This is a genomic window from Aminobacter ciceronei (genome assembly GCF_014138625.1).
Lineage (GTDB): Bacteria > Pseudomonadota > Alphaproteobacteria > Rhizobiales > Rhizobiaceae > Aminobacter > Aminobacter ciceronei.
In genome coordinates, this window is sequence record NZ_JACJHY010000004.1 from 152763 (window position 1) to 177164 (window position 24402).

General features: G+C 63.0%; 31 protein-coding genes and 2 pseudogenes. 16 read left to right on the forward strand and 17 right to left on the reverse strand.

The window, feature by feature from the left end; translation table 11 throughout:
* Window positions 1–14 precede the first annotated feature (14 nt).
* Genes HNQ95_RS06130 through HNQ95_RS06140 form a run of 3 tightly spaced genes read right to left on the reverse strand, consistent with a single transcriptional unit; the run spans window position 15 to window position 3680 of the window.
* On the reverse strand, window positions 15–1349 hold the full coding sequence (locus HNQ95_RS06130; protein WP_067963458.1) for a sigma-54-dependent transcriptional regulator: 1335 nt from the start codon (window positions 1347–1349) through the stop codon (window positions 15–17).
* Window positions 1327–2790 carry a sensor histidine kinase gene (locus HNQ95_RS06135; RefSeq protein WP_182573659.1) on the reverse strand — a complete coding sequence of 488 codons (1464 nt, stop codon included), beginning with the start codon at window positions 2788–2790 and terminating at the stop codon, window positions 1327–1329. Before HNQ95_RS06135 ends, HNQ95_RS06130 begins: the two co-directional genes overlap by 23 nt.
* Entirely contained in the window at window positions 2787–3680 is an 894-nt protein-coding gene (locus HNQ95_RS06140) for a substrate-binding domain-containing protein (RefSeq protein WP_154385486.1), read from the reverse strand. Before HNQ95_RS06140 ends, HNQ95_RS06135 begins: the two co-directional genes overlap by 4 nt.
* Window positions 3681–3924: 244 nt before the next feature.
* On the opposite strand from HNQ95_RS06140, the gene HNQ95_RS06145 reads away from it, so the two are divergent.
* The 3 genes and pseudogenes from HNQ95_RS06145 to HNQ95_RS34150 form a co-directional block, all read left to right on the forward strand.
* Window positions 3925–4446 (forward strand): arsenate reductase (azurin) small subunit, encoded by a 522-nt coding sequence (locus HNQ95_RS06145; protein WP_067963465.1) that lies wholly within the window; start codon window positions 3925–3927, stop codon window positions 4444–4446.
* A gap of 11 nt (window positions 4447–4457) precedes the next feature.
* A complete protein-coding gene (locus HNQ95_RS06150; RefSeq protein ID WP_067963469.1) occupies window positions 4458–6926 on the forward strand; it encodes an arsenate reductase (azurin) large subunit in 2469 nt (822 codons plus the stop codon).
* A 145-nt stretch (window positions 6927–7071) separates the two neighbouring features.
* Window positions 7072–7248: pseudogene (locus HNQ95_RS34150) on the forward strand (molybdopterin molybdotransferase MoeA); the annotation flags it as partial.
* Between the two features lie 33 nt (window positions 7249–7281).
* Here the strand turns inward: HNQ95_RS34150 and HNQ95_RS06160 are convergent.
* Window positions 7282–7686 (reverse strand): OsmC family protein, encoded by a 405-nt coding sequence (locus HNQ95_RS06160; protein WP_067963472.1) that lies wholly within the window; start codon window positions 7684–7686, stop codon window positions 7282–7284.
* Between the two features lie 98 nt (window positions 7687–7784).
* Here HNQ95_RS06160 and HNQ95_RS06165 point away from each other — a divergent pair, with 98 nt between their 5' ends.
* On the forward strand, window positions 7785–7913 hold the full coding sequence (locus tag HNQ95_RS06165) for an outer membrane protein (protein ID WP_157097224.1): 129 nt from the start codon (window positions 7785–7787) through the stop codon (window positions 7911–7913).
* Between the two features lie 122 nt (window positions 7914–8035).
* Here HNQ95_RS06165 and HNQ95_RS06170 read toward each other — a convergent pair whose 3' ends face one another.
* Both HNQ95_RS06170 and HNQ95_RS06175 read right to left on the reverse strand, forming a co-directional pair.
* Entirely contained in the window at window positions 8036–8452 is a 417-nt protein-coding gene (locus HNQ95_RS06170; RefSeq protein WP_067963475.1) for a hypothetical protein, read from the reverse strand.
* 150 nt (window positions 8453–8602) lie between these two features.
* A complete protein-coding gene (locus HNQ95_RS06175; RefSeq protein WP_157097105.1) occupies window positions 8603–8740 on the reverse strand; it encodes a hypothetical protein in 138 nt (45 codons plus the stop codon).
* 94 nt (window positions 8741–8834) lie between these two features.
* Here HNQ95_RS06175 and HNQ95_RS06180 point away from each other — a divergent pair, with 94 nt between their 5' ends.
* Window positions 8835–9575: an outer membrane protein gene (locus tag HNQ95_RS06180; protein ID WP_067963478.1), complete on the forward strand. Its 741-nt coding sequence runs from the start codon at window positions 8835–8837 to the stop codon at window positions 9573–9575.
* 172 nt (window positions 9576–9747) lie between these two features.
* On the opposite strand, the gene HNQ95_RS06185 is transcribed toward HNQ95_RS06180, so the two are convergent.
* Window positions 9748–10446 (reverse strand): SOS response-associated peptidase, encoded by a 699-nt coding sequence (locus tag HNQ95_RS06185; protein ID WP_182573658.1) that lies wholly within the window; start codon window positions 10444–10446, stop codon window positions 9748–9750.
* Between the two features lie 167 nt (window positions 10447–10613).
* Between HNQ95_RS06185 and HNQ95_RS06190 the strand changes: the two genes are divergently transcribed.
* The 3 genes from HNQ95_RS06190 (at window position 10614) to HNQ95_RS06200 (ending at window position 14273) form a co-directional block, all read left to right on the forward strand.
* Complete coding sequence (locus HNQ95_RS06190; RefSeq protein WP_067963485.1) at window positions 10614–11339, forward strand: outer membrane protein; 726 nt, start codon at window positions 10614–10616, stop codon at window positions 11337–11339.
* A gap of 501 nt (window positions 11340–11840) precedes the next feature.
* The gene (locus HNQ95_RS06195) at window positions 11841–12365 is read left to right on the forward strand and encodes a hypothetical protein (RefSeq protein WP_154385491.1); all 525 of its coding nucleotides are present in this window, start codon (window positions 11841–11843) and stop codon (window positions 12363–12365) included.
* 273 nt (window positions 12366–12638) lie between these two features.
* Window positions 12639–14273: an inverse autotransporter beta domain-containing protein gene (locus tag HNQ95_RS06200; protein ID WP_182573657.1), complete on the forward strand. Its 1635-nt coding sequence runs from the start codon at window positions 12639–12641 to the stop codon at window positions 14271–14273.
* Between the two features lie 80 nt (window positions 14274–14353).
* On the opposite strand, the gene HNQ95_RS06205 is transcribed toward HNQ95_RS06200, so the two are convergent.
* From HNQ95_RS06205 to HNQ95_RS06225, 6 genes are all read right to left on the reverse strand, one after another.
* A complete protein-coding gene (locus HNQ95_RS06205) occupies window positions 14354–14653 on the reverse strand; it encodes a hypothetical protein (RefSeq protein ID WP_154385492.1) in 300 nt (99 codons plus the stop codon).
* Window positions 14654–14756: 103 nt separating this feature from the next.
* Window positions 14757–14972, reverse strand: a complete 216-nt coding sequence (locus HNQ95_RS06210; RefSeq protein WP_154385493.1) for a hypothetical protein — start codon at window positions 14970–14972, stop codon at window positions 14757–14759.
* Window positions 14973–15024: 52 nt separating this feature from the next.
* Window positions 15025–15255, reverse strand: coding sequence for a hypothetical protein (locus HNQ95_RS06215; RefSeq protein WP_182573656.1), 231 nt, complete (start codon window positions 15253–15255; stop codon window positions 15025–15027).
* Window positions 15252–15383, reverse strand: coding sequence for a hypothetical protein (locus HNQ95_RS33930; RefSeq protein WP_281381191.1), 132 nt, complete (start codon window positions 15381–15383; stop codon window positions 15252–15254). The genes HNQ95_RS06215 and HNQ95_RS33930 overlap by 4 nt, the downstream gene beginning before the upstream one ends.
* Window positions 15380–15580 (reverse strand): hypothetical protein, encoded by a 201-nt coding sequence (locus tag HNQ95_RS06220; RefSeq protein ID WP_154385495.1) that lies wholly within the window; start codon window positions 15578–15580, stop codon window positions 15380–15382. The genes HNQ95_RS33930 and HNQ95_RS06220 overlap by 4 nt, the downstream gene beginning before the upstream one ends.
* The gene (locus HNQ95_RS06225; protein ID WP_182573655.1) at window positions 15568–16272 is read right to left on the reverse strand and encodes a glycoside hydrolase family 108 protein; all 705 of its coding nucleotides are present in this window, start codon (window positions 16270–16272) and stop codon (window positions 15568–15570) included. Before HNQ95_RS06225 ends, HNQ95_RS06220 begins: the two co-directional genes overlap by 13 nt.
* Before the next feature lie 249 nt (window positions 16273–16521).
* Here HNQ95_RS06225 and HNQ95_RS06230 point away from each other — a divergent pair, with 249 nt between their 5' ends.
* The 6 genes and pseudogenes from HNQ95_RS06230 (at window position 16522) to HNQ95_RS06250 (ending at window position 19039) form a co-directional block, all read left to right on the forward strand.
* Complete coding sequence (locus HNQ95_RS06230; RefSeq protein ID WP_067963511.1) at window positions 16522–16785, forward strand: RodZ family helix-turn-helix domain-containing protein; 264 nt, start codon at window positions 16522–16524, stop codon at window positions 16783–16785.
* Window positions 16786–16920: 135 nt separating this feature from the next.
* Window positions 16921–17127: a hypothetical protein gene (locus tag HNQ95_RS06235; RefSeq protein WP_182573654.1), complete on the forward strand. Its 207-nt coding sequence runs from the start codon at window positions 16921–16923 to the stop codon at window positions 17125–17127.
* A gap of 143 nt (window positions 17128–17270) precedes the next feature.
* Window positions 17271–17507, forward strand: coding sequence for a hypothetical protein (locus HNQ95_RS06240; protein ID WP_067963513.1), 237 nt, complete (start codon window positions 17271–17273; stop codon window positions 17505–17507).
* 442 nt (window positions 17508–17949) lie between these two features.
* Window positions 17950–18234: pseudogene (locus HNQ95_RS34155) on the forward strand (methyltransferase domain-containing protein); the annotation flags it as partial.
* Window positions 18235–18256: 22 nt separating this feature from the next.
* Window positions 18257–18397: a hypothetical protein gene (locus HNQ95_RS06245; RefSeq protein ID WP_182585767.1), complete on the forward strand. Its 141-nt coding sequence runs from the start codon at window positions 18257–18259 to the stop codon at window positions 18395–18397.
* A gap of 237 nt (window positions 18398–18634) precedes the next feature.
* Window positions 18635–19039, forward strand: coding sequence for a hypothetical protein (locus HNQ95_RS06250; protein WP_182573653.1), 405 nt, complete (start codon window positions 18635–18637; stop codon window positions 19037–19039).
* A 9-nt stretch (window positions 19040–19048) separates the two neighbouring features.
* On the opposite strand, the gene HNQ95_RS06255 is transcribed toward HNQ95_RS06250, so the two are convergent.
* Genes HNQ95_RS06255 through HNQ95_RS06270 form a run of 4 tightly spaced genes read right to left on the reverse strand, consistent with a single transcriptional unit; the run spans window position 19049 to window position 22206 of the window.
* Window positions 19049–19972 carry a glycosyltransferase family protein gene (locus HNQ95_RS06255; protein ID WP_182573652.1) on the reverse strand — a complete coding sequence of 308 codons (924 nt, stop codon included), beginning with the start codon at window positions 19970–19972 and terminating at the stop codon, window positions 19049–19051.
* Between the two features lie 32 nt (window positions 19973–20004).
* Complete coding sequence (locus tag HNQ95_RS06260; RefSeq protein WP_182573651.1) at window positions 20005–20271, reverse strand: hypothetical protein; 267 nt, start codon at window positions 20269–20271, stop codon at window positions 20005–20007.
* Window positions 20268–20558 carry a hypothetical protein gene (locus tag HNQ95_RS06265; protein WP_182573650.1) on the reverse strand — a complete coding sequence of 97 codons (291 nt, stop codon included), beginning with the start codon at window positions 20556–20558 and terminating at the stop codon, window positions 20268–20270. The genes HNQ95_RS06260 and HNQ95_RS06265 overlap by 4 nt, the downstream gene beginning before the upstream one ends.
* A gap of 1 nt (window position 20559) precedes the next feature.
* Window positions 20560–22206 (reverse strand): hypothetical protein, encoded by a 1647-nt coding sequence (locus HNQ95_RS06270; RefSeq protein WP_182573649.1) that lies wholly within the window; start codon window positions 22204–22206, stop codon window positions 20560–20562.
* Between the two features lie 269 nt (window positions 22207–22475).
* On the opposite strand from HNQ95_RS06270, the gene HNQ95_RS06275 reads away from it, so the two are divergent.
* A complete protein-coding gene (locus tag HNQ95_RS06275) occupies window positions 22476–22616 on the forward strand; it encodes a hypothetical protein (protein WP_154385499.1) in 141 nt (46 codons plus the stop codon).
* Window positions 22617–22676: 60 nt separating this feature from the next.
* The gene (locus HNQ95_RS06280; protein ID WP_182573648.1) at window positions 22677–24218 is read left to right on the forward strand and encodes a hypothetical protein; all 1542 of its coding nucleotides are present in this window, start codon (window positions 22677–22679) and stop codon (window positions 24216–24218) included.
* The last annotated feature ends 184 nt before the right edge of the window (window positions 24219–24402 follow it).

The following is a 24402-nucleotide window of genomic DNA, read 5'->3' on the forward strand; positions in this document are numbered from 1 at the left end:
CGCGATCACGCTGATCAAATACGCACCCCCAGCCGTGTCATCTTCTCCCAAAGCGTCGAACGACCGATGCCGAGCAATTCGGCAGCTTTGATGACCTGTCCGTCGGTCTGTTCCAGCGCGCGTTCGATCTGCCGCCGTTCGGCTGCGTCGCGGACGTCGGCGAGAGGAAGGAAACCAGGTACGGGCCGCCTTCCCGGACTGTCGGGGAATAGATCGCCCGGCATGATCCATTCTGAAGCCGAGAGTGCGACCGCACGGTCGACGCGGTTGCGCAATTCGCGCACGTTGCCCGGCCACAAATAGACGAGTGCTGCCTCCTCCGTTAGTGCGCTGAAGCCGCGGATGCGGGCGTGGGAGCGCGCGACCGCATTCTCGAGAAAGCGGTCAAGCAGCCAGACGATGTCTTCGGGCCGTTGTCTCAATGGCGGAATCTCGACAGGGAGCACGGCGAGCCGGAAATAGAGGTCCTCGCGGAATCCCGACGCCTGACCCGGCGCCAGGTCCCTGTGCGTTGCGGCGACGATGCGGGCGCGGAAGGGAACCGGCGTCTCGCCGCCGAGGCGCGTGAAAGACTCGCTTTCGATCAGCCGGAGCAGCTTGGCTTGCAGCGCGGCCGGCATGTCGCCGATCTCGTCGAGGAAGAGCGTGCCGCCCTTCGCGCGTTCGGCGTATCCGAGGTGGCGCTGGTGGGCGCCGGTGAATGCTCCCTTCTCGTGGCCGAAGATTTCGCTCTCCAGGAGGTCGGCTGGGATTGCGGCGCAGTTCACCGCGACGAAGGGCTGCTCTGCCCGCGCGGAGATCTGGTGCAGGAGCCGCGCCGCGACCTCCTTGCCGGACCCGGTTTCGCCGGTGATCAGCACCGGCAGATCGTGCACGGCATAGCGATGGATGAGATCCTCGGCGTGCTGGATCGTCGGCGACTGGCCAAGCACATATTCCTTCAGCCGCATGCCGGAGCAGGCGCTCCGCCGGCCTGTGGCGATGCGTTTCAGAAAGTCGTCCATTGCGAAGGGCTTGGTCATGAAGTCGGCCGCGCCTGAGCGCATGAGGCGAACGGCCTGGTCAATCTCGGCGAAGCCGGTAACGAACAGGAAGGGTGGCGCGTTGGGCTGCCGCGCTGCCTCTTCGAAGACAGCTTCGCCGGACATATCCGGCAGCCTTATGTCGCAGATCACGAGATCGAGCGCGCCGGCAACACGACCCAGACCTGCGACAGCCTCGCGCCCGGTCTGCCACCAGGTCACCTCCCAGCCCTCAAGTTCCAGCCGCTGGACAATGGAACCGCCCATGACGGGATCGTCCTCGACGAGCCCGACACGCGCGCGGTCAGGCGGCACGACTGTTTTCATGCTTTGCTTCCTCCCGGATCGGCAAGATAAGCGTAACGATCGACCCCGACGACTGAGCTGGCTCTACGGTGGCCTTGCCTCCACAGGCGTCGACCATCCGGCGGGCCATCCACAAGCCTAGCCCTCTTCCGACGCGGACGGCGGGGCCGGGATCGTCGTCGCTCAGCATGGAGATCGATTCCCTGGGCATGCCGGGGCCTTCGTCGGAGACCGATATCTTCAACCGGTCCGCAGTCCGCTCGACCTTAAGACCGATCCTGCCGCCCTCGGGCGTCGCCGCGCTGGCATTGAGCAGAAGGTTGAGCACGGCTTGCCGTACCGGGCCGCCGGGGATCGTTGCCGCGGCGTCCGCAGGCCAGTCGACCTGCCAGTCCAGCCGCTGCCTGCGCCTGCGCAGTTCCGGCTTCATGAGCACTTTGACGTCCTCGAGGTCGTCGGCGCTGAGCGGCCGGGCCGATCGCTCCGGCCGATAGGTAGCAAGCGCCGCTTCGACGACTTCCCTTATGCCGTGCAATCCCCGCTCGATCAGGCTGATGGAGGTGTCGCGCACACCGGGCGTCCTGCCGTGGGTCTTCAGCGTGTCGATGGCGTTGAACAGGCCGCCCAGCGGATTGTTGATCTCGTGCGCCATGCCCGAGGCCAGCCGCCCGAGACTGGCCAGCTTCTCCTCTTCTGCCAGCTGCATGGCGAAATTGGCGCGCTCGCGCTCGGCATGGACGAGGGCGTTGTAGCCGTTGAAGAGGCTCGCCACCTCGCCGCCGCGCGCCGGAAACTCGGCTGACGGAATGGGCTCGGCGACACCGTTCGCAGCGGCACGCATGTGATCCTCCAGCACGCGCATCGGTTCGATCATGCGGCGGACCAGCAGGAAGCCGCCGAAGGCGAACACCGCCGCCAGGATTCCGTTGGTGACGAGCAGCGTCACCAGGATCTCACGGCGCTCGGCGAAAATGTGGGAGGCGTCGAAGGCGGTGTGGATCGCACCGACCGGCTGCCCCTGATAGACGAGATCACGGTGAGCGAAGCCGGTGGCGGATTCCCGGTCGAAAGTCACCGTGCTCGCACCGTAGCGTGAGGCATAGGCTTCCGGCAGATCCGAGAAGGAGGGAATGCGGGTCGGGTCCGTGGCCGCCAGAACCTTGCCGTCGGCACCGGTGACCACCGCCTCGATTGGCGAAAGTGCCTCGTAGGATTTTCGCGAGCGATCGAGCGCGTCGAAGACCTCCCACACGTCGCCACGCAGCACCGCAGGCAGCACCGCCGCGGTCAGCCCGTCGAGATAGCTGCCGGCGAGACCGTCGAGGAAGGATTCCTGGGTGCGCGACAGCCGGTCGAGAACGCGCTCGGAAATCACCACGCTGATCGCCACCATCAGGAGCGCCACCAGCACAGGCACCCGATAGGAGACTGGAATGGTGCGCAGGCGGCCGAAGAACCTCATCCGAACCGCCTCACCGCATCGACCTTCGCCGCGATTGTGTCGAACAGCGCTGGCTCGGTGGCGAGGAAACCGTCGAGTTTCAGCAAGGCCAGCACCTTGCGGCCCTCCTCGTGCCGATCCATCGTCGTCAGCGCCTGCTTGAGCCGCGCGATGCGGGGATCGCCTGCCAGGGCCTTCGGCGACGCAACCGGCGGAAAGCCGAGCCATTCGGAACGGCGCACGATTCGTGTGCGGCCGACGAGGCCTGGCTCCATCTCGCGCATGACGTCCCAGACATAGCCGTCGACGCTGCCGGACTGGGCGAGCCCGGAGGCGACGGCGCGGATCACGTTGCGATGACCGTAGGTATAGAAGGTGCGGGCGAAAAAACCTTCGGGCTTCAGCCCGTTCTCCGCCAGAAGCGCTCGGGTGACGAGGAAGCCGGAATTGGAGTCCGGATCCGAGAAGGCGTGGATGTCTCCTTTCAGGTCTTGCCATTGGTTTGCGGGCCTGTCAGGGGCGGCGATCAGGTAGGACTGGTAGAGCGGCTTGCCATGCCAGGACGGGGTGGCGACGAGATCGAGCTCCGACTTGAACTGGACGTACGGATAGCCGCAGATCCATGCCGCGTGGAGCTGGCCCGCGACGAGCAGTGCGGTGATCTCCTGGTAAGTCCGGCGGCTGACCAGTTCCACGGGATGTCCGGTCGCCTCGGACAGATACGCGCGAAGGGCAGCGAGCAGTTCGAGATCGTTCGAGAGGAAGACGGGCGTCAGGCCGAACCTGAACCCCTCGTCCTTCGCGGAGGCGAGGCCCGGCGCGAACGCGACCGACGCCGCCGCCGAGCCGCACAGCGCGATGGCCGAACGGCGCGTGAGTACCTGGCTCGCGGCTGGGTACCGTGCGGTCAAGACGCGAAATCCTCCCTGCGGGATAGACTAGCGCCGCACGCCGTCAAAATCGACCGGAAATCCCGCACTTTCGGCCGTCCGGGTTTCCGGACCTTCGGCGGCGCAGCATGTCCGGAATTCCGGACATCGCGATCGACGGCATTTGCAAAGTCCCTGCAACTGCGGCGTCGGGGTGGCGAACGGCAGCTGGCATGCTCCTTGCTGCACGCAATGCGTACCCAGTCGCGAACCAGGGAGGAAAACAATGGATCGTTGCGACAAGTTGGTCGATGTCGGTCGCCGTCAGTTTCTGCGGGGTGGCGCGATTGCCGCTGCCGCTACCGCCACCGCCGTCGCGCTTCCAGCGGCGCCTGCAAAGGCCGCAGCGCTTGCGCGGGTCGACTATCCCTTGAACCGCCTCGGCAATGTCGCCGACCTCAAGCCGAACGAACCCCTGGACGTCGCCTATCCGGACGAGAACGCCCCTGGCGTGCTGCTCAAGCTCGGCACGCGCGTCGAAGGCGGCGCGGGACCGGATGGCGACATTGTCGGCTTCTCGACGATCTGCCCGCATAAGGGCTTTCCACTGAATTACGTTGCTGCCGACCGCACGCTGAACTGCCCCGGCCATTACTCCCGCTTCGACTGCGAGGCCGGCGGCCAGCAGATCTGGGGCCAGGCAACGCAGAACCTTCCGCAATATGCGCTGAGGGTGGACGAGAAGGGCGACATCTACGCCGAAGGCGTGGACGAACTTCTCTACGGCCGCCTGTCGAACGTGCTCTGAGGGAGGGAACCATGGCTTACAAGCGAAACATCGACCGCCTGCCGATCATCCCGGCGGACGCGAAGAAGCATAACGTCACTTGCCACTATTGCATCGTCGGCTGCGGCTACCACGCCTACACCTGGCCGGTGAACAAGCAGGGCGGCACCGACGCCGCCGCCAACGCCTTCGGCGTGAACCTCGCCGAGCAGCAGCCGGCGGAGACCGAGGCCTGGTACGCGCCGTCGATGTACAACATCGTCAAGCAGGACGGGAAGGACGTCCATCTCGTCATCAAGCCGGACAGGGGCTGCGTCGTGAATTCCGGCCTGGGCTCCGTGCGCGGCGCCCGCATGGCCGAGAACCGCCGCTCCGACAAGACGGGTACGCAGCAGCAGCGTCTGTCGGAGCCGATGGTCTGGCGCTACGGCACCTGGCAGCCGACGAGCTGGGCCGACGCGCTCGATCTGGTCGCCCGCGTCACCACGCGCGTCATCGACAAGGACGATGAGGACGACCTGTTCGTCTCGATGTTCGACCATGGCGGTTCGGCCGGCGGTTACGAGAACACCTGGGGCACGGGAAAGCTCTATTTCGGCTCGATGAAGGTCAAGAACTGCCGCATCCACAACCGGCCGGCCTACAATTCCGAGGTTCACTCGACCCGCGACATGGGTGTCGACGAGCTGAACTACGCGTACGAGGACTACACGCTGACCGACACGATCATGCTGGTCGGCACCAACCCGCTCGAATGCCAGACCAACCTGTTCCTGAATCACATGGTGCCGGGCATGCGCAACGGGGCGAAGGTGATCATCGTCGATCCGCGCCGCACAGTGACCGCCAATGCCTGCGAAGTGGAGGCCGGCGCCGACAATGTGCTGCACCTGGCGATCAAGACCGGCACCGACCTGGCGCTGTTCAATACGCTCTTCACCTACATCGCCGACCAGGGATGGGTGGACAGTGACTTCATCGCGGCATCGACCCTCCAGGGCGACGTCGCGGTGCCGCTGGACGAGGCGCACCCTGCCGCTCTGGGCTCGTTCGAGATGGCGCGCGCCAAGTGCAAGATGTCGCTCGCCGAAGGCGCGTCGATCACCGGCCTGTCCGAAGCCGACATCGTCAAGGCTGCCGAGTGGATCGCCAAGCCAAAGGACGACGGCTCGCGCCGCAAATGCACCACCGGTTACGAAAAGGGTATCATCTGGGGCAACGACAACTACCGCGTCATCGGCGCGCTGGTGAACATCGGGCTCGCAACCGGCAACATCGGCCGAGAGGGCGGTGGCGTGTGCCGTCTCGGCGGTCATCAGGAAGGCTACTTCCGGCCCTCCGACGCACATGTCGGCCGGCCAGCGCCTTATGTCGATCAGCTCATCATCGGCGGCCAGGGCAAGGTGCATCACATCTGGGCCAACGACCACTACAAGACCACGCTCAACGCGACCGAGTTCAAGCGCGAATACAACCGCCGTACCAACATGGTGAAGGACGCCATGGACGCCCATGCGGGGTCCAGCCGCGAGGAACTGGTAGACGCCATCGTTGGCGCGATCAACGCGGGAGGCTTGTTCTCGGTCAACGTGGACATCATCCACAGCCAAATCGGCCAGGCCGCGCACGTCATCCTGCCGGCGGTGGAGTCGGGCGAGATGAACCTGACCTCCATGAACGGCGAGCGCAGGCTGCGTCTGGTCGAGAAATACATGGACGGTCCGGGCAACGCCAAGCCGGACTGCCTGATCGCAGCCGCGATCGCCCAGAACCTGGAGCGGGTCTTGCGCGAGGAGGGTCGCGACGCCTATGCCGACCAGTTCAAGGGCTACGACTGGAAGACCGAGGAAGATGCCTTCATGGACGGCTACAACTCCGGCAATCCGGAGGTGACGTATGACCGCCTGCGGGCCATGGGCAACAACGGCGTGCAGGAGCCTGTGGTCGGCTTCGAGAACGGCCAGTTGGTCGGGACCAAGCGGCTCTACACCGACGGCAAGTTCACGCGTCACGGCCGCGAGGACGGCAAGGCGCTGTTCTGCGGCGGCGAATGGCGCGGGCTGCAGGCGCCGGGCAAGGCCTACCAGAGGGACAACTTCGCGTTTCTCATCAACAATGGCCGCGCCAACGTGATCTGGCAGAACTGGTTCCTAGACAAGGCGAACGACTTCGTTTCCGACCGCTTCCCGATCCCGTTCATCGAGATCAATCCGGACGACATGGCCGAACTGGGGGTCAAGGCCGGCGACCTGGTCGAGGTGTTCAACGACGTCGGTGCGACGCAGGCGCTGGTCTATCCGACGCCGACCGCACGGCGAAAGGAGACCTTCATGGTGTTCGGGGCGCCGAATGGCGCGCAGGGCAACATCGTCAATGCCGGCACGAACGAGCTGATCCTGCCGAACTACAAGCACACCTGGGCCAATATCCGCAAGATATCGGATGCGCCCGCCTCGGCTGCGGATCTTTCGTTCAAGTCGATGGAATACAGCGCGGGCTGACCCGTGCATCGCGCTGCCGGACGGAAACGCCCGGCGACGCTCCCCCTCTCCCGTCGCGAGGCCCCTTCCGGAGCAGCCATGACCTCGCCCTGCGCTCGCCTTTCAAAGACACTGCCAAGCCGACGCCGCCGCGGCAGTGATCCCGGTGGACATCGCTGCTGCGAAAGCGCTCGCGGCGGCGACGCCGGTCGCCAAGACGGAAACGGTCGACCTCCTCGCGGCCAGCGGGCGCGTGCTCGCCGCTGACATGACGGCGCGGCTCGATCTGCCGCCCTCCGATACCGCCGCAATGGACCGCCATGCGGTCAGGCTGGCCGAGCTGTTTGTACCGAGTCCCTGGCGGCTTCCGCGCCTGTCAAAGCTTCCGGACCATCTGGCCAGACAACACGGTGGCCGAAGACAGGGTGTTGAAGATCGTGCCATATTTGCGGACGTTCTTATGCAGAAGTTCGATCCGACGGTCGTGTTCGTCGGTATCGACGATGATCTCGTACTCCACCAAAACCATCCGCGGCGGACTGTCCTCGCGCACGCCGCGCAGGTGGACCTCAACCCCCCGGAATGCGAACTTCAGGAGCGGGGCCGCCCGTTCGATGCCCTTGATCATGCAGGCGGCAAGCGACGCCAGCAGCATCTCCGCCGGGTTGAATGCGTCGGCGCGTCCATCCATGTCAGTATCGAGACGGATCGCCGCGTCCTTGCATCGCGCGACGCTGCCGTGCTCGTCGATGCGCGTCGCCTGAATCGTATGTTCGAGCATCACTTGACCCTCTGGTGAACGGCGCAATATCTCGCGTTCGTTCCCAGAAAGCCCTGATCCAGATCAAACAGATCGTTTTCTGAGTCGCCGGCTGGACCATACGCGCCGGCGCGCAATATGCCCCCACCGACAACTGGTCGCTTCGCGCCGAGTATCTCTATGTCGACCTCCAGGACAGCCGGGGATCGTTCACGACAACGGCGAATAGTCTCGAGCGATGCTGCTGAACGCAAAGGCCCGCCGGCCGAAGCCGGCGGAATCGACGCGCCTGCCCAAAGATGGCCAGCCAAGAATGTTCAGATAGCGAATCCCGATCCAGCAGGTCACCGACGACGGAAATCGGCCACGCCTAACGGGTTGCCTGCCTCTGCTGCACTGTTGCCCGGCATCTGGGGCTCAGTTCATTGATCATCTTGCCAAGCCTGCAATCGGCGCCACCCTTGGATGATCCGCATAAACGGGCCCTATCGGCCGCGCACGCACCGTCACCCTTCGCCTCGCGCTGTTTCGGCGCCTTTCCTTTTGCCTCCCGCTGCTTCGGCACCTTTCCCTTTGCCTTCATTTCAGGCTCGATAACGGCCCTGCACATCGTAGAGAGTTGATCGACGTACCGCCCGAGTTTGCATTCATGCCTTGCCAAACCGGGGCATAACCGTGCCCGGTCGCTCTTGCAGCTGTCGAGTTTCTTCTCCGCTGTTGCAAGGCCCGGCGTCAGGGTGATCAATGCGAAGACGATGGAAGCTGTCAGCAGGACGAATGATCGCATTGCGCACGCTCCTTGCAGGATCGCTAAAATAGCACGGGCCGCACAAAGCCGCATCCGCAAGATCGGCCGAAACGACGAAAGCCCCGCGACCTTGCCGCGGCGGGGCGCCGTTTAGCTGTCAAATATCGCTGAACAAGAGCGATACCGCTGTCACGGCAGCTTGAAGCCCCCGCCCATCATGAAGGCGATGGCCAGGATGATGCCGCTGATGACCAGCTTGGCGATCCAGTTGAGCGTGCCGCTGACGCCGTCGATCCTGGCTGCCGCGACCGCTGGCTGAATAGTCAACCACCTTGCCCCTGATCATGACTCATGATAACCGCACGCTGTATGTTGAACGCTGCCCTGTTCGCTCGACTTGAGTCGTGAATGAGGGCAAGCCATGAACCCCACCATAATCAAGTCTATTCGCAAGGCGTCCTTTGTGACACTTTTTGCGAGTTCTTTGGCGCTCGCGGCCAGCTTGCCGGCAGCCGCTTCTGACGCCCTCTCCGCCCCTCCCGCAGGGTTTGTCTGGACAGGCGGCTATGCCGGCGTCCACCTCGGCTATGGCGGCGACCGAACCACGGTCACAGAGCTGGATGACTATTCCTTCTCGGCGTTCGGCGACACGCAGTTCAAATTCAACTCTAACGGCTTCCTTGGCGGCGTGCACGCTGGATACAACTGGCAGTCGGGTCAATTGGTATATGGCGTGGAGTTTGACTTCACCGGCGCAAATATAGACAAAACCGTCGCCAATTCCATGATGCCGATGTCCAACGAAAGCTTCTCGACCAAGATCGACTGGTTCAGCACCGCTCGTGTCCGTCTAGGATACTCGATCGACCGTTTCCTGCCGTTCGTGACCGGTGGTGCCGCCTTGGGCCACATCAGAAGCAGTTACGACGACAACGACCCTAGCCAGAACAATCATGCCGTTGCGGACGAAGTTGTGGGTGGCTGGACCATAGGTGCAGGCGCGCAATACGCCCTGACAGACAATTGGTCCGTCCGTGCCGAGTATCTGTTTGTCGACCTCAACGACAGCCAGGGATCATTGCTGGATGGAAATGACCGCTACAGATACGATTTCGACAACAACATCCATGCCGTGCGGCTCGGCGCGAGCTACAGGTTCTAGCGCGCGAGAGCGATCGCAAACCCCGGCCTCGGGGCTCCTGTTTGCGCGCACAAAAAAGGCCCCGGCAGCGCTGGGAGGTCAGTGGCGCCAGCATGGTGCCGGCGCCTGCGGGATGACCTGGTCAGCGTGAAGGCGCCGCCCGCCATCAAGATGATGCGCGCGTTCCGGGCGGCTACGGCTCTGCGGGATCGAGAATGTCAGGCGTGTCGTTCTTCGGTGACCCGACCTTGCGGCCGATCTTCCACATCGTCATCAGCCCGGCGGGGAACGGCTTCATCAGCTCGGCCGGATCGGCATCCGGGCCGATCCATCTCTGGTAATCCACTGGTGCCAGGATGACCGGCATGCGGTCGTGGATGGTGGCCATCAGTTCGTTGGGGGAACAGGTGACGATGGCGAAGCTGCGCAGAAGCTCGCCGGTCTCTGGGTTGCGCCAGAGATCGACGATGCCGGCGAGCGCGAAGGGTGAACCGTCCTTCATCGCAATGGCGTAAGGCTGCTTGTCCTTGCCGGTGCCGTGAATGTCGTGCCACTCGAAATAGCCGTCGATCGGCACCAGGCAGCGCCGGGAGGCATAGGCGCGCTTGAACAGGCCGTTTGTGGCGATGGTTTCCGAGCGGGCGTTGACCGGCGGCGGACGGCCCGTGCCGGCCTCCTTCTGCCAGGACGGCACCAGCCCCCATTTCGCCTGGACGAACATCGCGCTGCCCTTCTGGGCTTCGTCCTGCACGATGACCGGATAGACCAGGCTCGGGGCGCCGTTGTAGCGGGGAAAGCTGTTGTCGAGCGCGCCGACGTCACCGGGGTCGGCAAAGCTGAAGCCGCGCACCATCTCGGCAAGGGTCGATCTGACAAAGACACGGCCGCACATGCTCCAACTCTGCCGCAACGCGCCTGATAAAGCCAGCCAGACAGGAGAACACGCCGCGCCAAAGTTGCTTGGGGCGCTTGCACACCACCATAAGCTGCAGTAGACAGCCCTTTATCACCACGAACGCTGCCCTGTTCGTTCTGCAGTCGCCAAAAACAGGGAAAGCCATGACCACGACAAGATTCATCCGCCAGGCGTCAGTTCTGATGCTGCTGACGGGCTCGCTGCCTTTTGCCGCCTGCCTGCCGGCCAGGGCCGCCGACGCGGCCTCCGCGCCAGGGTTTGTCTGGGCAGGCGGCTATGCCGGCGTCCATCTCGGTTATGGCGGGGCCCGAACCACCGTCACCGAACTGGACGACTATTCCTTCTCGAATTTCGGCGACACCGAATTCAGATTCGATTCGGACGGTTTCCTCGGCGGCGTCCACGCCGGCTACAACTGGCAATCCGGCCGATGGGTCTATGGCGTCGAGCTTGATGTCACCGGGACCGACATCGACGCCACCGTCGCCAACTCGATGATCCCGGGCTCCAATGAGAGCTTCTCGACCCGCATCGACTGGTTCGGCACGGCCCGCGCCCGCCTGGGCTATTCGGTCGACCGCTTCCTGCCCTTCGTCACCGGCGGCCTCGCCTTCGGCCACGTCAGGAGCAGCTATGACGACAACGATTTCAGCCCAGGCAACCACGCCGTCGCCGACGATGTCGTCGCCGGCTGGACCATAGGCGCCGGCGCACAATATGCGCTTTCCGACAACTGGTCGCTTCGCGCCGAATATCTTTATGTCGACCTCCAGGACAACAGGGGATCGTTCGGATCTGGCGACGCCTACCGCTACGACTTCGACACCAACCTCCATGTCGTGCGGCTCGGCGCGAGCTACGGCTTCTAGGCCGTGACAGCCGTGCCGTTGCCCGCCTCGCGCAGATGCATCGAGGCGGGGCCACCCCAAAACCCGCTCCATCGAGCTACGCCATCCAGCTGACTGTCGGCCGGCCGCTGCCTCAAGTAATATCAAGCAATGGCAAGGTGGGGTTGCTCGCCGGCGCAACGCCTTACATCGACGAATGAGTGTTGCGTCGGCTGCCCCGCCAACCCATGCTACGCAACGAACGGCCCGACCTGGCGACGTCCAGGCGGGCCGTACTTGTTTGCGCTGGCGACTTTGCGCTCTCGACAAAAGCCCCGCGCCTTTCGGCAGCGGGGCAGGATGGGAGAGGTTCACGCACAGAGCATAACATGAGTCGTGCGGGTCCCGATGCGCCCCCTTGCCCGCCCGCCGACAGCAGCTATGCTTTTCAGTGTTCCGGGGACGTCCCTGGGGGCATTCCGGCGATCGGCAGGGGGGCTGAAGCCTAATGTGTTCGAATGCGAGACGAGCGGCGGGGAAGCCGTGACTGATCTGGCCGACATCAGACATCCGCGACGGCGGCGACCGCATCTGCGCAGCCTGATTGCAGCTGCAGTGCTGCTCGCCCTGCCTTGTCAGGCAGCGCAGGCATTTGAATTCCCGACCGATTCTACCGGATACTCCCAGCATCTGCGCGAGCTTTGCCTGATCAAGGCAAGGGTCGCCATGCCGGGCACAAGCTTTTCGGCTTCGCACCGCTTCTGCAGCCTGAATATCGAGATACCCATCGCGCTGGCCGCATCCTGCACCGAGGCGCTGGAACCCTGCACAAGGCGCGCCCTGAGCGACTATTTCAACGTGCGCCTGTCGAGGCCGATCGACAATCTGACGCGCTGCGACGACAGGGGATGCGCGGTCTACTACAATTTTCGCGACGCGGAGAACCGCTACGAATCCGCGACGCAATGCGGTTTCGACATCGGCGGCATCGCCCGGACCGACGAGCTGGGGAACGTGATCTCCCTGGTGTCGGTTTCCATTAACAGGAACTGCCTGAGAGAGGGATAGTCTCGCGGCCTGCATGAACGAAAACGAAAAAAGGCCCCGCTGCTTTGCGGCAGCGGGGCTCCTGGGAGGTCAGTGGCGCCAGCATAACATGTTTCCGGTGTCGGGCGCAGATCTGTGGGGCCGTTCGCCAGCTTCGCCGAACCGCACCCGATTTAAGGCGACCAATGACCCGCTCTACGGCGAGCACTGCCGAAATACGGCATGTGACGTATTTTTTCCGAAGCGTCCTCTGGGTAGACGGCCGACTTGGGAAACGTCTGCCGGGAGCTACCAGTGGGGGACTTGCATCGAACGAATGGGGGCATCTGGCTGGTACTGGCGACAGGTGCCTGGCTTTTTGCAATGCCCTTTGCCCACGCCTCGGACTTCGCAACGAAATGGGGCGCGCATCTGGAGATTGAAGGTCGAGTGAGCTCGGCTCGTACGCTGGGCGATGCCGCATTGTTCGCGCCGCTGTGGCAGAATGACGCCTCGCTTTTGTTCGCCGACGTCCGAGCAAGTTTCGACGACAACTCCAATCGCGAAGGTAATTTTGGCGTCGGTCTTCGCCACATGCTCGACAAGGGCTGGAACATTGGTGGGTACGGCTACTTCGACGTTCGCCGGTCGGTTCACGACAACACGTTTCGACAGCTGACCCTCGGCATCGAGGCACTCAATGCCGACTTCGAGCTGCGCCTCAATGGTTACCTGCCGATCGGGCAGCGCACCCACGACACAGGCCAAGCCGCCACCGCATCGATTTTCGGTACCAACATCTGGATTCAGGGCACGGAAGAGCATGCCCTCGCCGGCTTCGATGGCGAGATAGGCTGGCGTCTGCCCATTCTTGACCCGAGCGACGCCACCCAAATCCGCGCCTATGCCGGTGGCTTCTATTTCGACAGCGACAAGGTCGACGAGGCTATAGCAGGCCCGCGCGGCCGCCTCGAGGTCAGCTTCGACGGCCTGTCGGATCTCATCGGTATGGCCGAAGGTACCAGATTGACGGTCGGCGCCGAGCTGCAGCACGACAATGTCAGAGGCACCGAAGCGTCGGCCATTGCCCGCCTTCGCATCCCCCTTGGTCCAGCCGGCAGAAGCGGTCACCTGACCGCCCAGGAATCGCGGATGACCGAACGAGTGGTTCGGGACCTCGATGTCGTCACCCAGGTGACAGGTGGACCAGCAGAGCTGGCTACGCAAACGGCGGACGGTCGCTCGCTTTCGGTGATCAGCAGCAGCACGACGACTGGCGCAGATCTTGCCGGCGCAGTGGCCGGCGCAGGCGCCAACAGCCATGTCATATTGTCCGGCACATTCGACACCAATGCCCCGGTTCGACTTCAGACCGGCCAGACGTTGATGGGCGCCGGCGCCACGATCGTCAGCAGCGCTTCGGGCCGAAGCGCCACGTTGTACACCCAAGCAGCTACCATCAACTCGGCAATTTCAGGCAATCAGGCTGCGGTGGAGATGGCGGACTACAGCACATTTTCAGGAATGGTTGTTCATCGCCAAAATCCGGGAAGCTTTGGCAATCCTATCGCAATAGTCGCCAGAAACGTAAATCATGCAACAATTACCAACAACGCGGTGAGCACGACATCGGCGGGCCACACTGCTTTTGGTATCAGCGCTCGATGGTCTAACAATGTGACCATAGCCGACAACATCGTCGCCGTTGAGCACTACACCGATGGCAACGTTACTGGTGTTCAAATGTTCATGTCGAGCGGAACTGTCCGTGGCAACTCCATCGACGCTCGCGCATCTGACGTCGTCAACACGCGCGCCGTGCACATCTATGAGGCAAACATCTTCACCGGCTCGACAGGCAATACGATCGTCAACGGCAGATGCGACGCTGCGGCTCCAGGCTTCGGTGTCGCCGTTGAATTCACCAATGCCCCGGCCTGCGGGCCATGAGCACCCGCGCCAGCTTGCACAGAAAAAACTCGCCGCCTCCAGGCAGCGGGGCTCAAGGAACGTCGGCTTTCGGTCCATGATCAGGGCAGCTTGAAGCCACCGCCCATCATGAAGGCGACGATGGCGAGGATGATGCCGCTGATGACCAGCTTGGCGATCCAGTTGAGCGTGCCGCTGACACCGTCGATCTTGGCGTCGAGCGTCGAAAACCGCATGTCCATGTGCTTGAACTGTTCGTCCTTGCGTGCCTCGGCGATATCGCTCTGGCGCTGCCGGGCTTCGAGTGCCGCCAGGCGCTGGTCGCGGCTGGCGCCCTGATGCTCGAGCGCCACCAGCCGGGACCGCAGGTCGCCGTCGATTTCCGTGTTCCGTTCGTTCATGTCGGTGCCCCCCGCCGCCAGCCGGCCACCGCCAGCCAGCCGATCGACAGACCGAAGCCGATCAGCAGCACGTCGTTGATGGTGAGAAGCGTGGCCTGGATGATCATCTCGACCTCGGGCAGAGCTGTTCGCGCAGCTTGAGGGCGGCCAGGTGGCGCGCTGCCTCGGCTTCGTTCATGGCGTCATAGACCTGTTGCCGATAGCGGAGGTCTGGACCCAGGCAGATGCTGCCGCGCGCGGCGGTGCAGGCGGCAGCGCCCGTCAGCACGACGATCAGAAGCAGGATGCGGGTGATCAGGTCGAGCAGCCGGCGCTTCATTGTCGTGTCCTCATTGCCATTTCCTTATGGTCGTGTGGTTCTGGCCGCGCCCTCATTGTCGTGTCCTTCTGGCGAGCTCGGCGCGCAGCTGGCCGGGAGACATGACGCCAATGTCCGACTGCACCTCGCAGGCGATGTCCCTCGCCTTCTGCTCGGCCCTGGCCTGCCGGTCGCGCTCACGGCGGGCGCCGCGGCTGTTGCCTTTGAGGAAAGCGACCAGTGCGGCCAAAAGGCCGCCCATGACCGCCAGAAGCGTCGGGTTGGAGAGCAGGAAGCCGGTCATGAGCCGCCCCTTCCCCAGCGCTGCCGCGTGGCATGCATTGCGAGCAGGATGACGACGGCAACGGCCAGCCCCAGGACAGAGCCCATGACAGTCAGCGCCTCGCCTGATGTGACGGCGCGATCGGTCATTTCGTCCATCCGAAGCGGCGCGCGCCCCAGTACCAGCCCTCGGCGACCATCGAGGCGACGAGGCCAAGGCCGGTGCCCAGCCATTCGACAAGCTGCGGATCGGCGACGAGCGCCTGCTGTTCCTCGGGCAGGATCAGGCCGAGCGCCAGCAGGGGAAGCGAGACATAACGCAGCAGGATGCGGATTATCGGTGCCATGGTCGGTGTCCTCTGATGAACCAGGCGGCGATCGCCCTGGTGATGAGTTGCAGGAATGAAGCCAAGCCGCTCCCGCGCCCGGCGGGATGAGGCGCGGGTCTGGTGGGGGCTGTCGGTTGCTTGTCGTCCACTGGGTGCCCCACCGGCGCGGGTGACGGCGGCGCGTGTTCAGGCGCGTTGGGCGCGGCCAGCTTCAGCGCCGCCGACCGAACGGCGGAGACACGGGCCGTCCAGCCCTTGCCGAATGTCGGCCAGGTGGCGAGGCCGCGCAGGAAGGCCATGCGCCTGTCGCACAGGTCGTTGATGATGGTGGCGCGCATCATGGCGCTGACAGCGTTCAGCGTCGCCGGGCCGATCCGGCCGTCCTGGACGGCACCGACGACGCCTTGCAGATATCTGGCCGCCCTGCCCGGCCCGCTGTTCACGGCGAAGTCGAAGACGGCATGATCGACGCCGTCGGGCAGCTCGGCGCCATGCACGGCGTCCCAGTAGAAACGCCGGTAGACGGTGGCCAGCTGCGCGTCGGTGATCCCGCGCAGATCGTCCTTGGTTGCATCCGCCTTCACGTAGCGGCGGAAATTCGCCAGCGTCACCCCCTTCATGGTGGCGCCGCCAGGATCGGCCGGATGATCCGACCAGCCGCCTTCATGCTTCAGGACGAGCGTTAGCGCCCGCGCGAAATTGCGGTCCATGAAAAATTCCTTCGGTTGGGGTTGGTTTGAGCAGCCAGCAGGCGCGGTGACGCGACGTCGCGTTCGTCCGACGATCTGACATCGGCGGAATGGCTTGATCACTTCGGGGTCAGGCACCATATTGCGATTGCGCCTCTCACCGTTTCGGGAGTGACGCTTTCGGTTGCCGGCTTTTCCGGCATGCCATCTCAATCAGCGCTGACGCATTTCAAACAACCGCCAGCGCTGTACTCAAAATTTGGAGGCTAAATGTCTATTGCAACGCCCTTCGCGCTGCCGGCGCAAGTTCTGTCAGCAATTGCAAATGGAACGCCCGCCATCCAGGCTTACCGCCAATATTTGGGCTATTCGATCGGCGCCGTCGCTGTAACAAGCGGGCTTACGGTTGATGAAGTCGAAAGCATCGAGGCCGGACATCGCTTCGAAAAGGGATACCGGGACCGCATTGCGCGAGCCCTCGGCCTTCCGGATGGCATTTTCGACCAAATGTCGGACGTCTCGGACGCCGCGTAGTCCTGATGGGCCCCGCAGCAGTGAGCGGGGCCATCCCTCTTCCTCCACCGGGGGTGGCCCGGCGCCAGACTGCCCCGCACTGGCATGGAACGGTCAGCCGTCCAAGGAGTTAAGCAATCTTCTTGGGAGGCGAATATGACGGCCGATCTGAAGTCGTCCCGCAGCGACAATGACCTTGAAAGACGCGCTCTATATCTCCGTGGCTCAGGGGGCTCACGCGTCGAGCACATGGCACCTGTCGACCATCTGAGCGACGTTCCAGGACCGCAATGGACTGACCTGTTCTACATCGCCGTGGCGTTCGGTGCGGCTAGCGGCATCTTCTGGCTGGCCGGCTACTAGCTAGCGGCCATGGCATCCGGATCACGGTGCGATCAGCCCCCCTCACGTTTCAGGACGAGCGCCGGTGTAGATTGCGGCCACTGGTGATTTCCTTTGATGATGAAGTCGTTCAATCTGCCAGCATCAACGGGAGGGAGGGCTGAATGAAGTGGGTGATCCTCATCGCCGGCGTGTTCCTGTTCTTCAACGGAATGTTCACGCGAACCTACAGCTTTGACAACGAAAGCCCGGCCAGACATTGCTACCAGATGGATTACATCGGCCTCTATGGATGTTTCGGCAGTCCGATGATGCCGGCGCTGATCGCCTGGGGTGCAAGCCTGATCGGGGCCGGCCTGATTGCCTGGTCCGTATTTCGCGGCAGGCACAAGTCGGCCTGACTGCTCCGGCCACAGTTGAATGCGCACGCCAGGCCAGGTGCCGGAGCATGTGGCAGGCAATGCGAATGCATGGCGCCGAGGTGATCTTGCCGGCCGCAACGCAAATCGCGCCGACCGCTTGTGCGGATAGATCGAGCTCGATCTCTAACGCCACCAGATATGGGTGATCGCCCGGGCTCACGTCGCGGCGGACGTTCGCCAGCGTCACCCCTTCATGGTGGCGCTGCCAGGATCGGCCGGATGATCCGACCAGCCCCCTCATGTTTCAGGACGAGCGTTAGCGCCCGCTGGAAATGCGGTCCATGGTGATGCTCCATTGTGGGTGTCAGCCGGCGGTATTCCGGGTTGTGGGGAACGACGAGCCCCGCTAGGAAGTCCCGTGAATAATCAAGGGGCTTCGGACTGATGAATTTCCAGAGAATCGCAGAGCTTTACTCGGCCTATGACCTGGCGGCAGGACGTATCAAAGGTTCTTGACCTTCCCTGTGGTCACGGGCGGGTCTCCAGACACCTGAAGCTGCTTTTCCCGACCGCGGAAATGTTCTACTGCGACATCGACGCCGAAGGGGCAGATTTTTGCGCTCGGACTTTTGGCGGAACGGCCATCCACTCCCAACCGGATCTTCTGCAGGTCGGGCTCCCGCGCTCACTCGACGTCATCTGGATAGGGTCGTTGTTCACCCATGTGGACCGGAAGCGCACGGCAGATTGGCTGGGCTACCTGGCAGATCACCTGAGTGAACAATGGCGTGTCGCTGTCAAAACCGTCGACAATCCTCGACATCGCCGACAGTCTGCCTGGCCTGCGAGCCGGCTACATCGAGCGCGGTTGGGCCAACAACCACGATGTCCTCGTCCTTTGCAGGAACGACAGACTGGCGAGCTTCTAGGCCGTTCTCGCCTGAGCGCGGACTGGATCACGATTGCCTCGGTCGACGAGCCTGCGGCCTTGTTGCGTATGTCGAGGGTTGCCTATCCTGCCGCGCAGCGATCCCGCAGCGATTGGCCGCGACTTTTTGAGGCCACAACAGACTGACCCGTTCTCCCTCGCTTTGGCGTACGGGGACGCGCGGACGCTTCTGACTGGCCGCAGGGGCACGCACTGGCTAAAGTCGTCCGGGGTACAGATGGACGCTTTTGAGGAACTTGCCATTCTTGTGTCGACGGGCCGGACCCCGCTGCCAGTCGCGCGCATCGAGCGCCTGGTAGTGGAGGCGACCGCGCCCGTTGCAGCGGAACCCGACATCGCCAGCGCTACCGAGGAGTTTCTGGCGGCGGTAGGGTTCCTCGATCTCACGATGGAGATGAACCAGACAGACGATCCGCACCTTCGAAGAGAGGTGCTTGATATTCTGGCGGCGCTGAAGTCGGCATCCGCCGCCGCGGCGCGGCAACAACGCAGCTTACCCTGCCCGCCACCAAGGACGACGCTCCGGCCACTCGGCGCCATGGACGCGTCCCATGGTGCGTGTCGGCTGCCGTCATTCCTGCAGAGATGCGGCAGGTCACCGCGAAATTCGAAGCCGGTCTAAAGCGACCGGCTAGGCCGGGAGGGCTATGCGCACCAAGGCTTCCGCAGCGTGGCGGTCCGTATTGTTCGCCAGCACCCATTCACGCGGGGCGTAGCCGTCCATGCCGGATGCCAACAATTGCCGAAGCTCATCGCTGGTCGACCAGAAAGCGCCGGTCGCGTCAGTCAGATAAGGGGCTGCACTGCAAGGAGTGCCCTCGTCGGGGATGACATCAAAGCGCCGGACGAATGTCGGCACGTCCATTGACCACGCCTCGGCTAGTGCCAGGCCTTGGCTTTCGCTCTGTCCGACCACGACACATGCAACAGCTTCGTCCAGCGCTCGCTTGAATTCCTCGGGCTGGTAGTTGCCGTAGCGGATCGTCACAGGCTCGTAGCCTGCCGCTCGGATCACCTCTGCCGCATTGGCTGCCGCTTCGGGCTGGCGCTTCTCATAGAGTAGAACAGTACGGCGCTCCCCTCCCGAGGGCGCCCACTCATCGGCGTCCACACCTGCCGGCCAAACCGCAATCTTGCCGATCAGACGCGGCTCATCAGCCTCATATGCGGCTTTAACCCACCGACTTGGCACCAGCACCATATCGATTTCGGGAGACGCCAAGACCGCGTCGTCTTCAAAGGCACGAACAACAATGTTTGGCCCAACGATCAGCCTGTCACATAGACCGTTCCGCTTTGCTGCTATGCCGGTGCGCACAGACCGGACGTCCGCGACAGCATGTACGGTCTTGGCCCGAAGACTGCCGTAACGCCGCGCATAGAGCCAGTCGACGCCGGGAAGCTGCTGCAAGCCTTCGACCAGGCTGCGTGTGACGGCCGGGTGGCCACCATATTGCCGACCTTGGCCGCGCAGGCGCTCCTTAAGCTGAAGCACCAGATCGTTCAAAAGCGGGCGTTGCTTCCCCGTGAGAATGACTAAGTCGTGGCGCTTCATTTGCTACGCCATAGCTGGTCCCATTTTCGGCGTCAAAGCTTAGATGCGGCAGTGAAGAATGCATCCACGCGTTGCGAAGAGTAGCCGAGCGCAGCAAAGCCCGATTGCAACATGGTATCGTCTCGATTGAATGCCTTGCTCTCTACATAAGCGATCTGAACAAGCTTGGGCTGCGTGGCGATCCATGCTTCGACAGATGTGGTTAGACCGTCGATCTCAAGCTGCATCTTGAACCGCCGAGAAGAGACAGCGTCGGGGACAGGCGGCGGCGGTGCTGCCCGAATGGTGATGACGGTCATTTGCTTTCCTCGAGACCCAGTTCCTCAGCGTGCGCGGCGGCAAGAATTGCCTCCTGCTCGGCTAACCATGCGGCCGCCCCGATGCCGTGGCCGTCAGGGCTGCTAAAATCGGCGGTCCAAAGTTCACGTTGCGATCGATCAGTAGGAACATCGGCGGTCGCGACTATTCGATATGGCACGCCTTCAGGCACGTCTTTGCGAGCGATTTCCTCTATGGGAAGGCCGCTCTTTTCAGCCGGGATAATCACGGCCACGCCGTCGCCATTTGGATAAATAATGCGTTGCATGTTAGTCTCCGAAGATAGCCAAGCCCACAGTATCACTGTCGATGGCGGTGTTGTTGACAGCACGAGTACGTATCTGGCAAGACGTGGTTAGCTGAGTGATGGACGTGATACACACAACGTTATAGCTTCCTGCACCAGCATCGTCACGACCGCAGCCAACAACAGCATAGTTGGCGTTAGCCAATGCTATTGTGAAGTTCAGAGTGTAGTCACCAGTTCCGTTGTCTGTGATCGACGTAACATTGTAGCTGTCACGAATTGCGACAGTGCCGTCACCATTGAAATTGATCCATGCTTTGGCAACACCCTGATGGCTACCCATGGTCAAAACAGATGGCACCCTTGCAGCATCAGTTCCTGTGGCGACCTCCGGCCCAGTGGCGAGTTCTACAACGCCGGTTGCAGTGTCGCTTGCCGCCTGCTTCAGAGCATTGAACGCATTCGCCGCAGTGCCCTGTCCCGTGCCGCCGTCGGCAATAGCGATCACGGCCGCGCTGTCCTTGATCACCTTGCCGGTCGTGCCATTGAAGCGGGCGAAGCCGTTGTTGGTCGAGGATCCCGGCCCGGTGACATCACCGGACGCATTGTCCCCAGTCCTATTGAAGATCAGCCAGTGCCCCGCGCCATTGGTCAGCGCGCCCGAGCCTCCGATATAGGCAAGGGTGAGCTTGCGATACCCCGTCCCGTCGACCACGGAGCCCGTCACGTTGTAGGTGTGGCGGATCGTGGCGTTCGCCTTCGAGCGGATGGTGAGGACACCGCGCACCGTGCTCGTACTGTCGTCCCAGTTGTCGAGCACGCCCGTTGCCGAGACACCATCCGCATCGACGTTGTCGATGTAGGCAGCGGTTGCCGAGCCGGGAGCCACATTATTGAGCCGGAAGATGCCGGCTCCGGGGTCTGCATCGGTCGTCGTGGTCGAGAAATTGTAGGGCAGCGCTGCCACCGCGTTGGCCGCAGCGGTCGCGCTGTTTGCCGAGGCAGTCGCGCTGTTCGCCGCATTGGTAGCAGAGGTCGCTGCATTCGACGCCGAAGTCGACGATGAGCTTGCCGAAGCTGCCGCAGCGTCAGCCGACGCCTGTGCGGCCAGCACGGCAGACGACAGACCGCCGAGCGGAAACACCACCTCGAAACGAACCCCGGTGAAGAACAGCACCGCCTGCCGTCCGGCGCTGAACTCGGTCGCGCCGATGTCGGCACCGTTGCCATATTTCACGCCATAGCTGCCGACACCCGCGACCGTGATGGTGGCAGCGGCACTGTTGTTCTGCGTCGGCGTCATCAGGTATAGCCGGTTCGCTTGGAATCCCACCGGCTGGGATACCACGACGGCATTGCCGGTGCCGCCCGTCACCGTAAGCTTGTCCACGGCGGCGCGGCCGAACAGCCTGCCATAGCTCATCGGCACCCATGACGCCCCGGTCGCGTCCCACTCCTTGAGCACGGCCGGATCGACATTCTTGTCGAGCCAGAGCTTGTCGGTTGCGGGTGCGACGATGCCGTCGACCATGTTGCTGAACACGCCGGCCGCGCGAAGCGCCGACAGAACCAGCTCGGACACCCTGACATATTTTCCGGTCTCGCTGGTCAGCGTGGTTCCGGTGAGGAACAGGCCCCAATGCAGCGAATTGTCGAATTCCGTCGCCATATCTTGTCCTCAAGGCAATGCGGCTCGCCGCGGCGAGCGGTTCAGGGTGGTGATGCGGAGAGACAGGCCGATGCTTTTGCGCCTGGCGCGAACCACGCGCCGTCAGATCGATCGACGTCTGGGACGATTGTTGCCATCAGAAGTCAGGGCACCGGCGCAGAAGCAGCGCAGGTCGAGACGATCTGCGCTAATCTTGTTCGTCGCGGGCAGAACCGGCATGAAACCGCTGGCGCGAGCGAGCTCGGACCGCAGCGACCCTAGGGGCACCAATGCTTGTTCGTTTGTTTGACCGATGGTCGGAATGGCCGGCCTGGGCGCGATGGACATCCGGCATCGGCGACATCGTGCCGCTCGGTTCTGTCCGTGCGGCATGGGGCGAGCGCGATTTCGTGGCCGAGAGCCGGCCTTGAAAGGGGCGGCAATTTCAGGTTGAATACACGTTATACGCGAAAATAAGCGAAGCTTGGACGATGGGCCTGTTTATCGATCTGTTGATTGACCCTGCACGGATTGCCTTCATGGCATTTCTGTTGGCGACCGCTCTCGAACTCAAGAGCAGGATTGCGGTCGGATTGACGATCACTCTCGGGGCGATCGTGTTTGCAGTCCTGATGCCCTTGGTCAGGCCGACCGAGGCTCCCGGCATAGCGTTGGGCCTGATCGCCAACCTTTTCCTGCTGGCGATCTTCTACCGTTTTCATACCCTGGTGTTGCGCCGCCTCAACCCAGGGTCAAACCGACCTTCGACTGGGCTTCTCATGGGACTGTTCGATCTGCTTCGCAGCAGAAAAGCCCGCAGGGAGCAAGCACTCCTCGCGGAGGCGCGCGCCAGAGGCCAAAACCTCGCCATGCTGCGCTCGGCCATCTCCACGATCGGCGGCGAGATGATAGCCGCCGGGTCCGATACCCAGCTTGCGCCGCGCTCGGCAGCGCTTCTCGTAAGCCACATCATTACACCCCGCTCGGTCGTCGACAGCGACGTGCGCTTGCTCGCGGGTCTGTTCGCCATGGTGGCCGCGAGACATTTCTCGTCCAAGATCGGCACGAATTTCGAGTATGCCAGCACGCACGCGGTGCTCGAAGTGATCGGCCTCCGCAATCGGGATGAGCTCGCCACCATCATCGAAAATTACAACAAGCCGTGTGTGACCAATGCCGATCCGGTCGCGATGGTCGGGTATTCCGTTGGCGTCTGGATGGCCTGTCCAACGCAGGAAAATCTGGGTTTCCTCAGGGGCCTGTTTTCCCTGCTCTTCGGGTGGATGGCCAAAGAACGAGGTTCGGCGCCGCAGCAGCCATCGCCTGCGTTGCAGGCCGGCGCAATCCCGGAAGCCGGAAGTGCACCTCCTCCAGACACGAAACCCTATAGGCGCGGCGCCCGATTGGTGGATTGGGACGGCTGTCCGGCGATCTTCGGTGAAGCTGGAGCATTCGCCATGCTCAAGCCAAACTCCCTCTGGGTGCCGGTGGACTTCGTAGATGTCCAGTGGTCCGGTAACATACTCCCCGAAGAGATCTGGCGCAAACGCTTCAAGCGCTTCGGCGAACTCGACCCGCCGATGTTCGACCAGGTTTTGCCCCGAGCGCAGGAACCGACCGGCCGGCCGGCTGCGGAGCCTTCTGCCTCGGCGCCGCCATCGCCTGCGCTCCCGGCCGGCGCAGCCGGGGAATCCGCAAGTGCTGCATCACCGGACACGGAACCCTACAAGCGCCGCACCCTTTTGGTAGATTGGGACCGCCGTCCTGCGATCATCGGTGAACGCGGAGCATTCGCCATGCTCAGCCCCAACTCCTATTGGGTAGAAGTGGACTTCGTCGATGTCTGGTGGAACGCTGACGTGCTCCCCGAAGAGATCTGGCGCGCACGCTTCAAGAGCTTCGGCGAACTGGACCCGCCGATGATCGACCAGCTGTCGCCACCCGGACCGCTGGATCCGATCGTCGGGCCGCCTGATCCAGACCGGCGCAGCCCCGGAATTCAGATATGGTACCCCAAACCCGAAACGCCATAGCGGCCCTCCAATTCGTGAGCATCGCCTGTTGTAAGGCCGCCGGACGTGTCCCCGTCCGGTAGAGAGCTGGCGGGCGGGAATCGGGCACAGCGGCACCCTCTTTTTCCCTCGACAGTGTCCGTCCACAGTCCAGCCCCGACATATGTCGAGATGAGTTGCAGCCAGTTGCCGTCCCCTGAAAAGC

Coding starts and splice junctions, on each gene's coding strand:
- HNQ95_RS06130 (WP_067963458.1), bottom strand. CDS start 1,349: ATGAAAACAGTCGTGCCGCCTGACCGCGCGCGTGTCGGGCTCGTCGAG.
- HNQ95_RS06135 (WP_182573659.1), bottom strand. CDS start 2,790: ATGAGGTTCTTCGGCCGCCTGCGCACCATTCCAGTCTCCTATCGGGTG.
- HNQ95_RS06145 (WP_067963465.1), top strand. CDS start 3,925: ATGGATCGTTGCGACAAGTTGGTCGATGTCGGTCGCCGTCAGTTTCTG.
- HNQ95_RS06150 (WP_067963469.1), top strand. CDS start 4,458: ATGGCTTACAAGCGAAACATCGACCGCCTGCCGATCATCCCGGCGGAC.
- HNQ95_RS06160 (WP_067963472.1), bottom strand. CDS start 7,686: ATGCTCGAACATACGATTCAGGCGACGCGCATCGACGAGCACGGCAGC.
- HNQ95_RS06170 (WP_067963475.1), bottom strand. CDS start 8,452: ATGCGATCATTCGTCCTGCTGACAGCTTCCATCGTCTTCGCATTGATC.
- HNQ95_RS06180 (WP_067963478.1), top strand. CDS start 8,835: ATGAACCCCACCATAATCAAGTCTATTCGCAAGGCGTCCTTTGTGACA.
- HNQ95_RS06185 (WP_182573658.1), bottom strand. CDS start 10,446: ATGTGCGGCCGTGTCTTTGTCAGATCGACCCTTGCCGAGATGGTGCGC.
- HNQ95_RS06190 (WP_067963485.1), top strand. CDS start 10,614: ATGACCACGACAAGATTCATCCGCCAGGCGTCAGTTCTGATGCTGCTG.
- HNQ95_RS06205 (WP_154385492.1), bottom strand. CDS start 14,653: ATGAACGAACGGAACACGGAAATCGACGGCGACCTGCGGTCCCGGCTG.
- HNQ95_RS06210 (WP_154385493.1), bottom strand. CDS start 14,972: ATGAAGCGCCGGCTGCTCGACCTGATCACCCGCATCCTGCTTCTGATC.
- HNQ95_RS06215 (WP_182573656.1), bottom strand. CDS start 15,255: ATGACCGGCTTCCTGCTCTCCAACCCGACGCTTCTGGCGGTCATGGGC.
- HNQ95_RS33930 (WP_281381191.1), bottom strand. CDS start 15,383: ATGACCGATCGCGCCGTCACATCAGGCGAGGCGCTGACTGTCATGGGC.
- HNQ95_RS06220 (WP_154385495.1), bottom strand. CDS start 15,580: ATGGCACCGATAATCCGCATCCTGCTGCGTTATGTCTCGCTTCCCCTG.
- HNQ95_RS06225 (WP_182573655.1), bottom strand. CDS start 16,272: ATGGACCGCAATTTCGCGCGGGCGCTAACGCTCGTCCTGAAGCATGAA.
- HNQ95_RS06230 (WP_067963511.1), top strand. CDS start 16,522: ATGTCTATTGCAACGCCCTTCGCGCTGCCGGCGCAAGTTCTGTCAGCA.
- HNQ95_RS06235 (WP_182573654.1), top strand. CDS start 16,921: ATGACGGCCGATCTGAAGTCGTCCCGCAGCGACAATGACCTTGAAAGA.
- HNQ95_RS06240 (WP_067963513.1), top strand. CDS start 17,271: ATGAAGTGGGTGATCCTCATCGCCGGCGTGTTCCTGTTCTTCAACGGA.
- HNQ95_RS06250 (WP_182573653.1), top strand. CDS start 18,635: ATGGACGCTTTTGAGGAACTTGCCATTCTTGTGTCGACGGGCCGGACC.
- HNQ95_RS06255 (WP_182573652.1), bottom strand. CDS start 19,972: ATGAAGCGCCACGACTTAGTCATTCTCACGGGGAAGCAACGCCCGCTT.
- HNQ95_RS06260 (WP_182573651.1), bottom strand. CDS start 20,271: ATGACCGTCATCACCATTCGGGCAGCACCGCCGCCGCCTGTCCCCGAC.
- HNQ95_RS06265 (WP_182573650.1), bottom strand. CDS start 20,558: ATGCAACGCATTATTTATCCAAATGGCGACGGCGTGGCCGTGATTATC.
- HNQ95_RS06270 (WP_182573649.1), bottom strand. CDS start 22,206: ATGGCGACGGAATTCGACAATTCGCTGCATTGGGGCCTGTTCCTCACC.
- HNQ95_RS06275 (WP_154385499.1), top strand. CDS start 22,476: ATGCTTGTTCGTTTGTTTGACCGATGGTCGGAATGGCCGGCCTGGGCG.
- HNQ95_RS06280 (WP_182573648.1), top strand. CDS start 22,677: ATGGGCCTGTTTATCGATCTGTTGATTGACCCTGCACGGATTGCCTTC.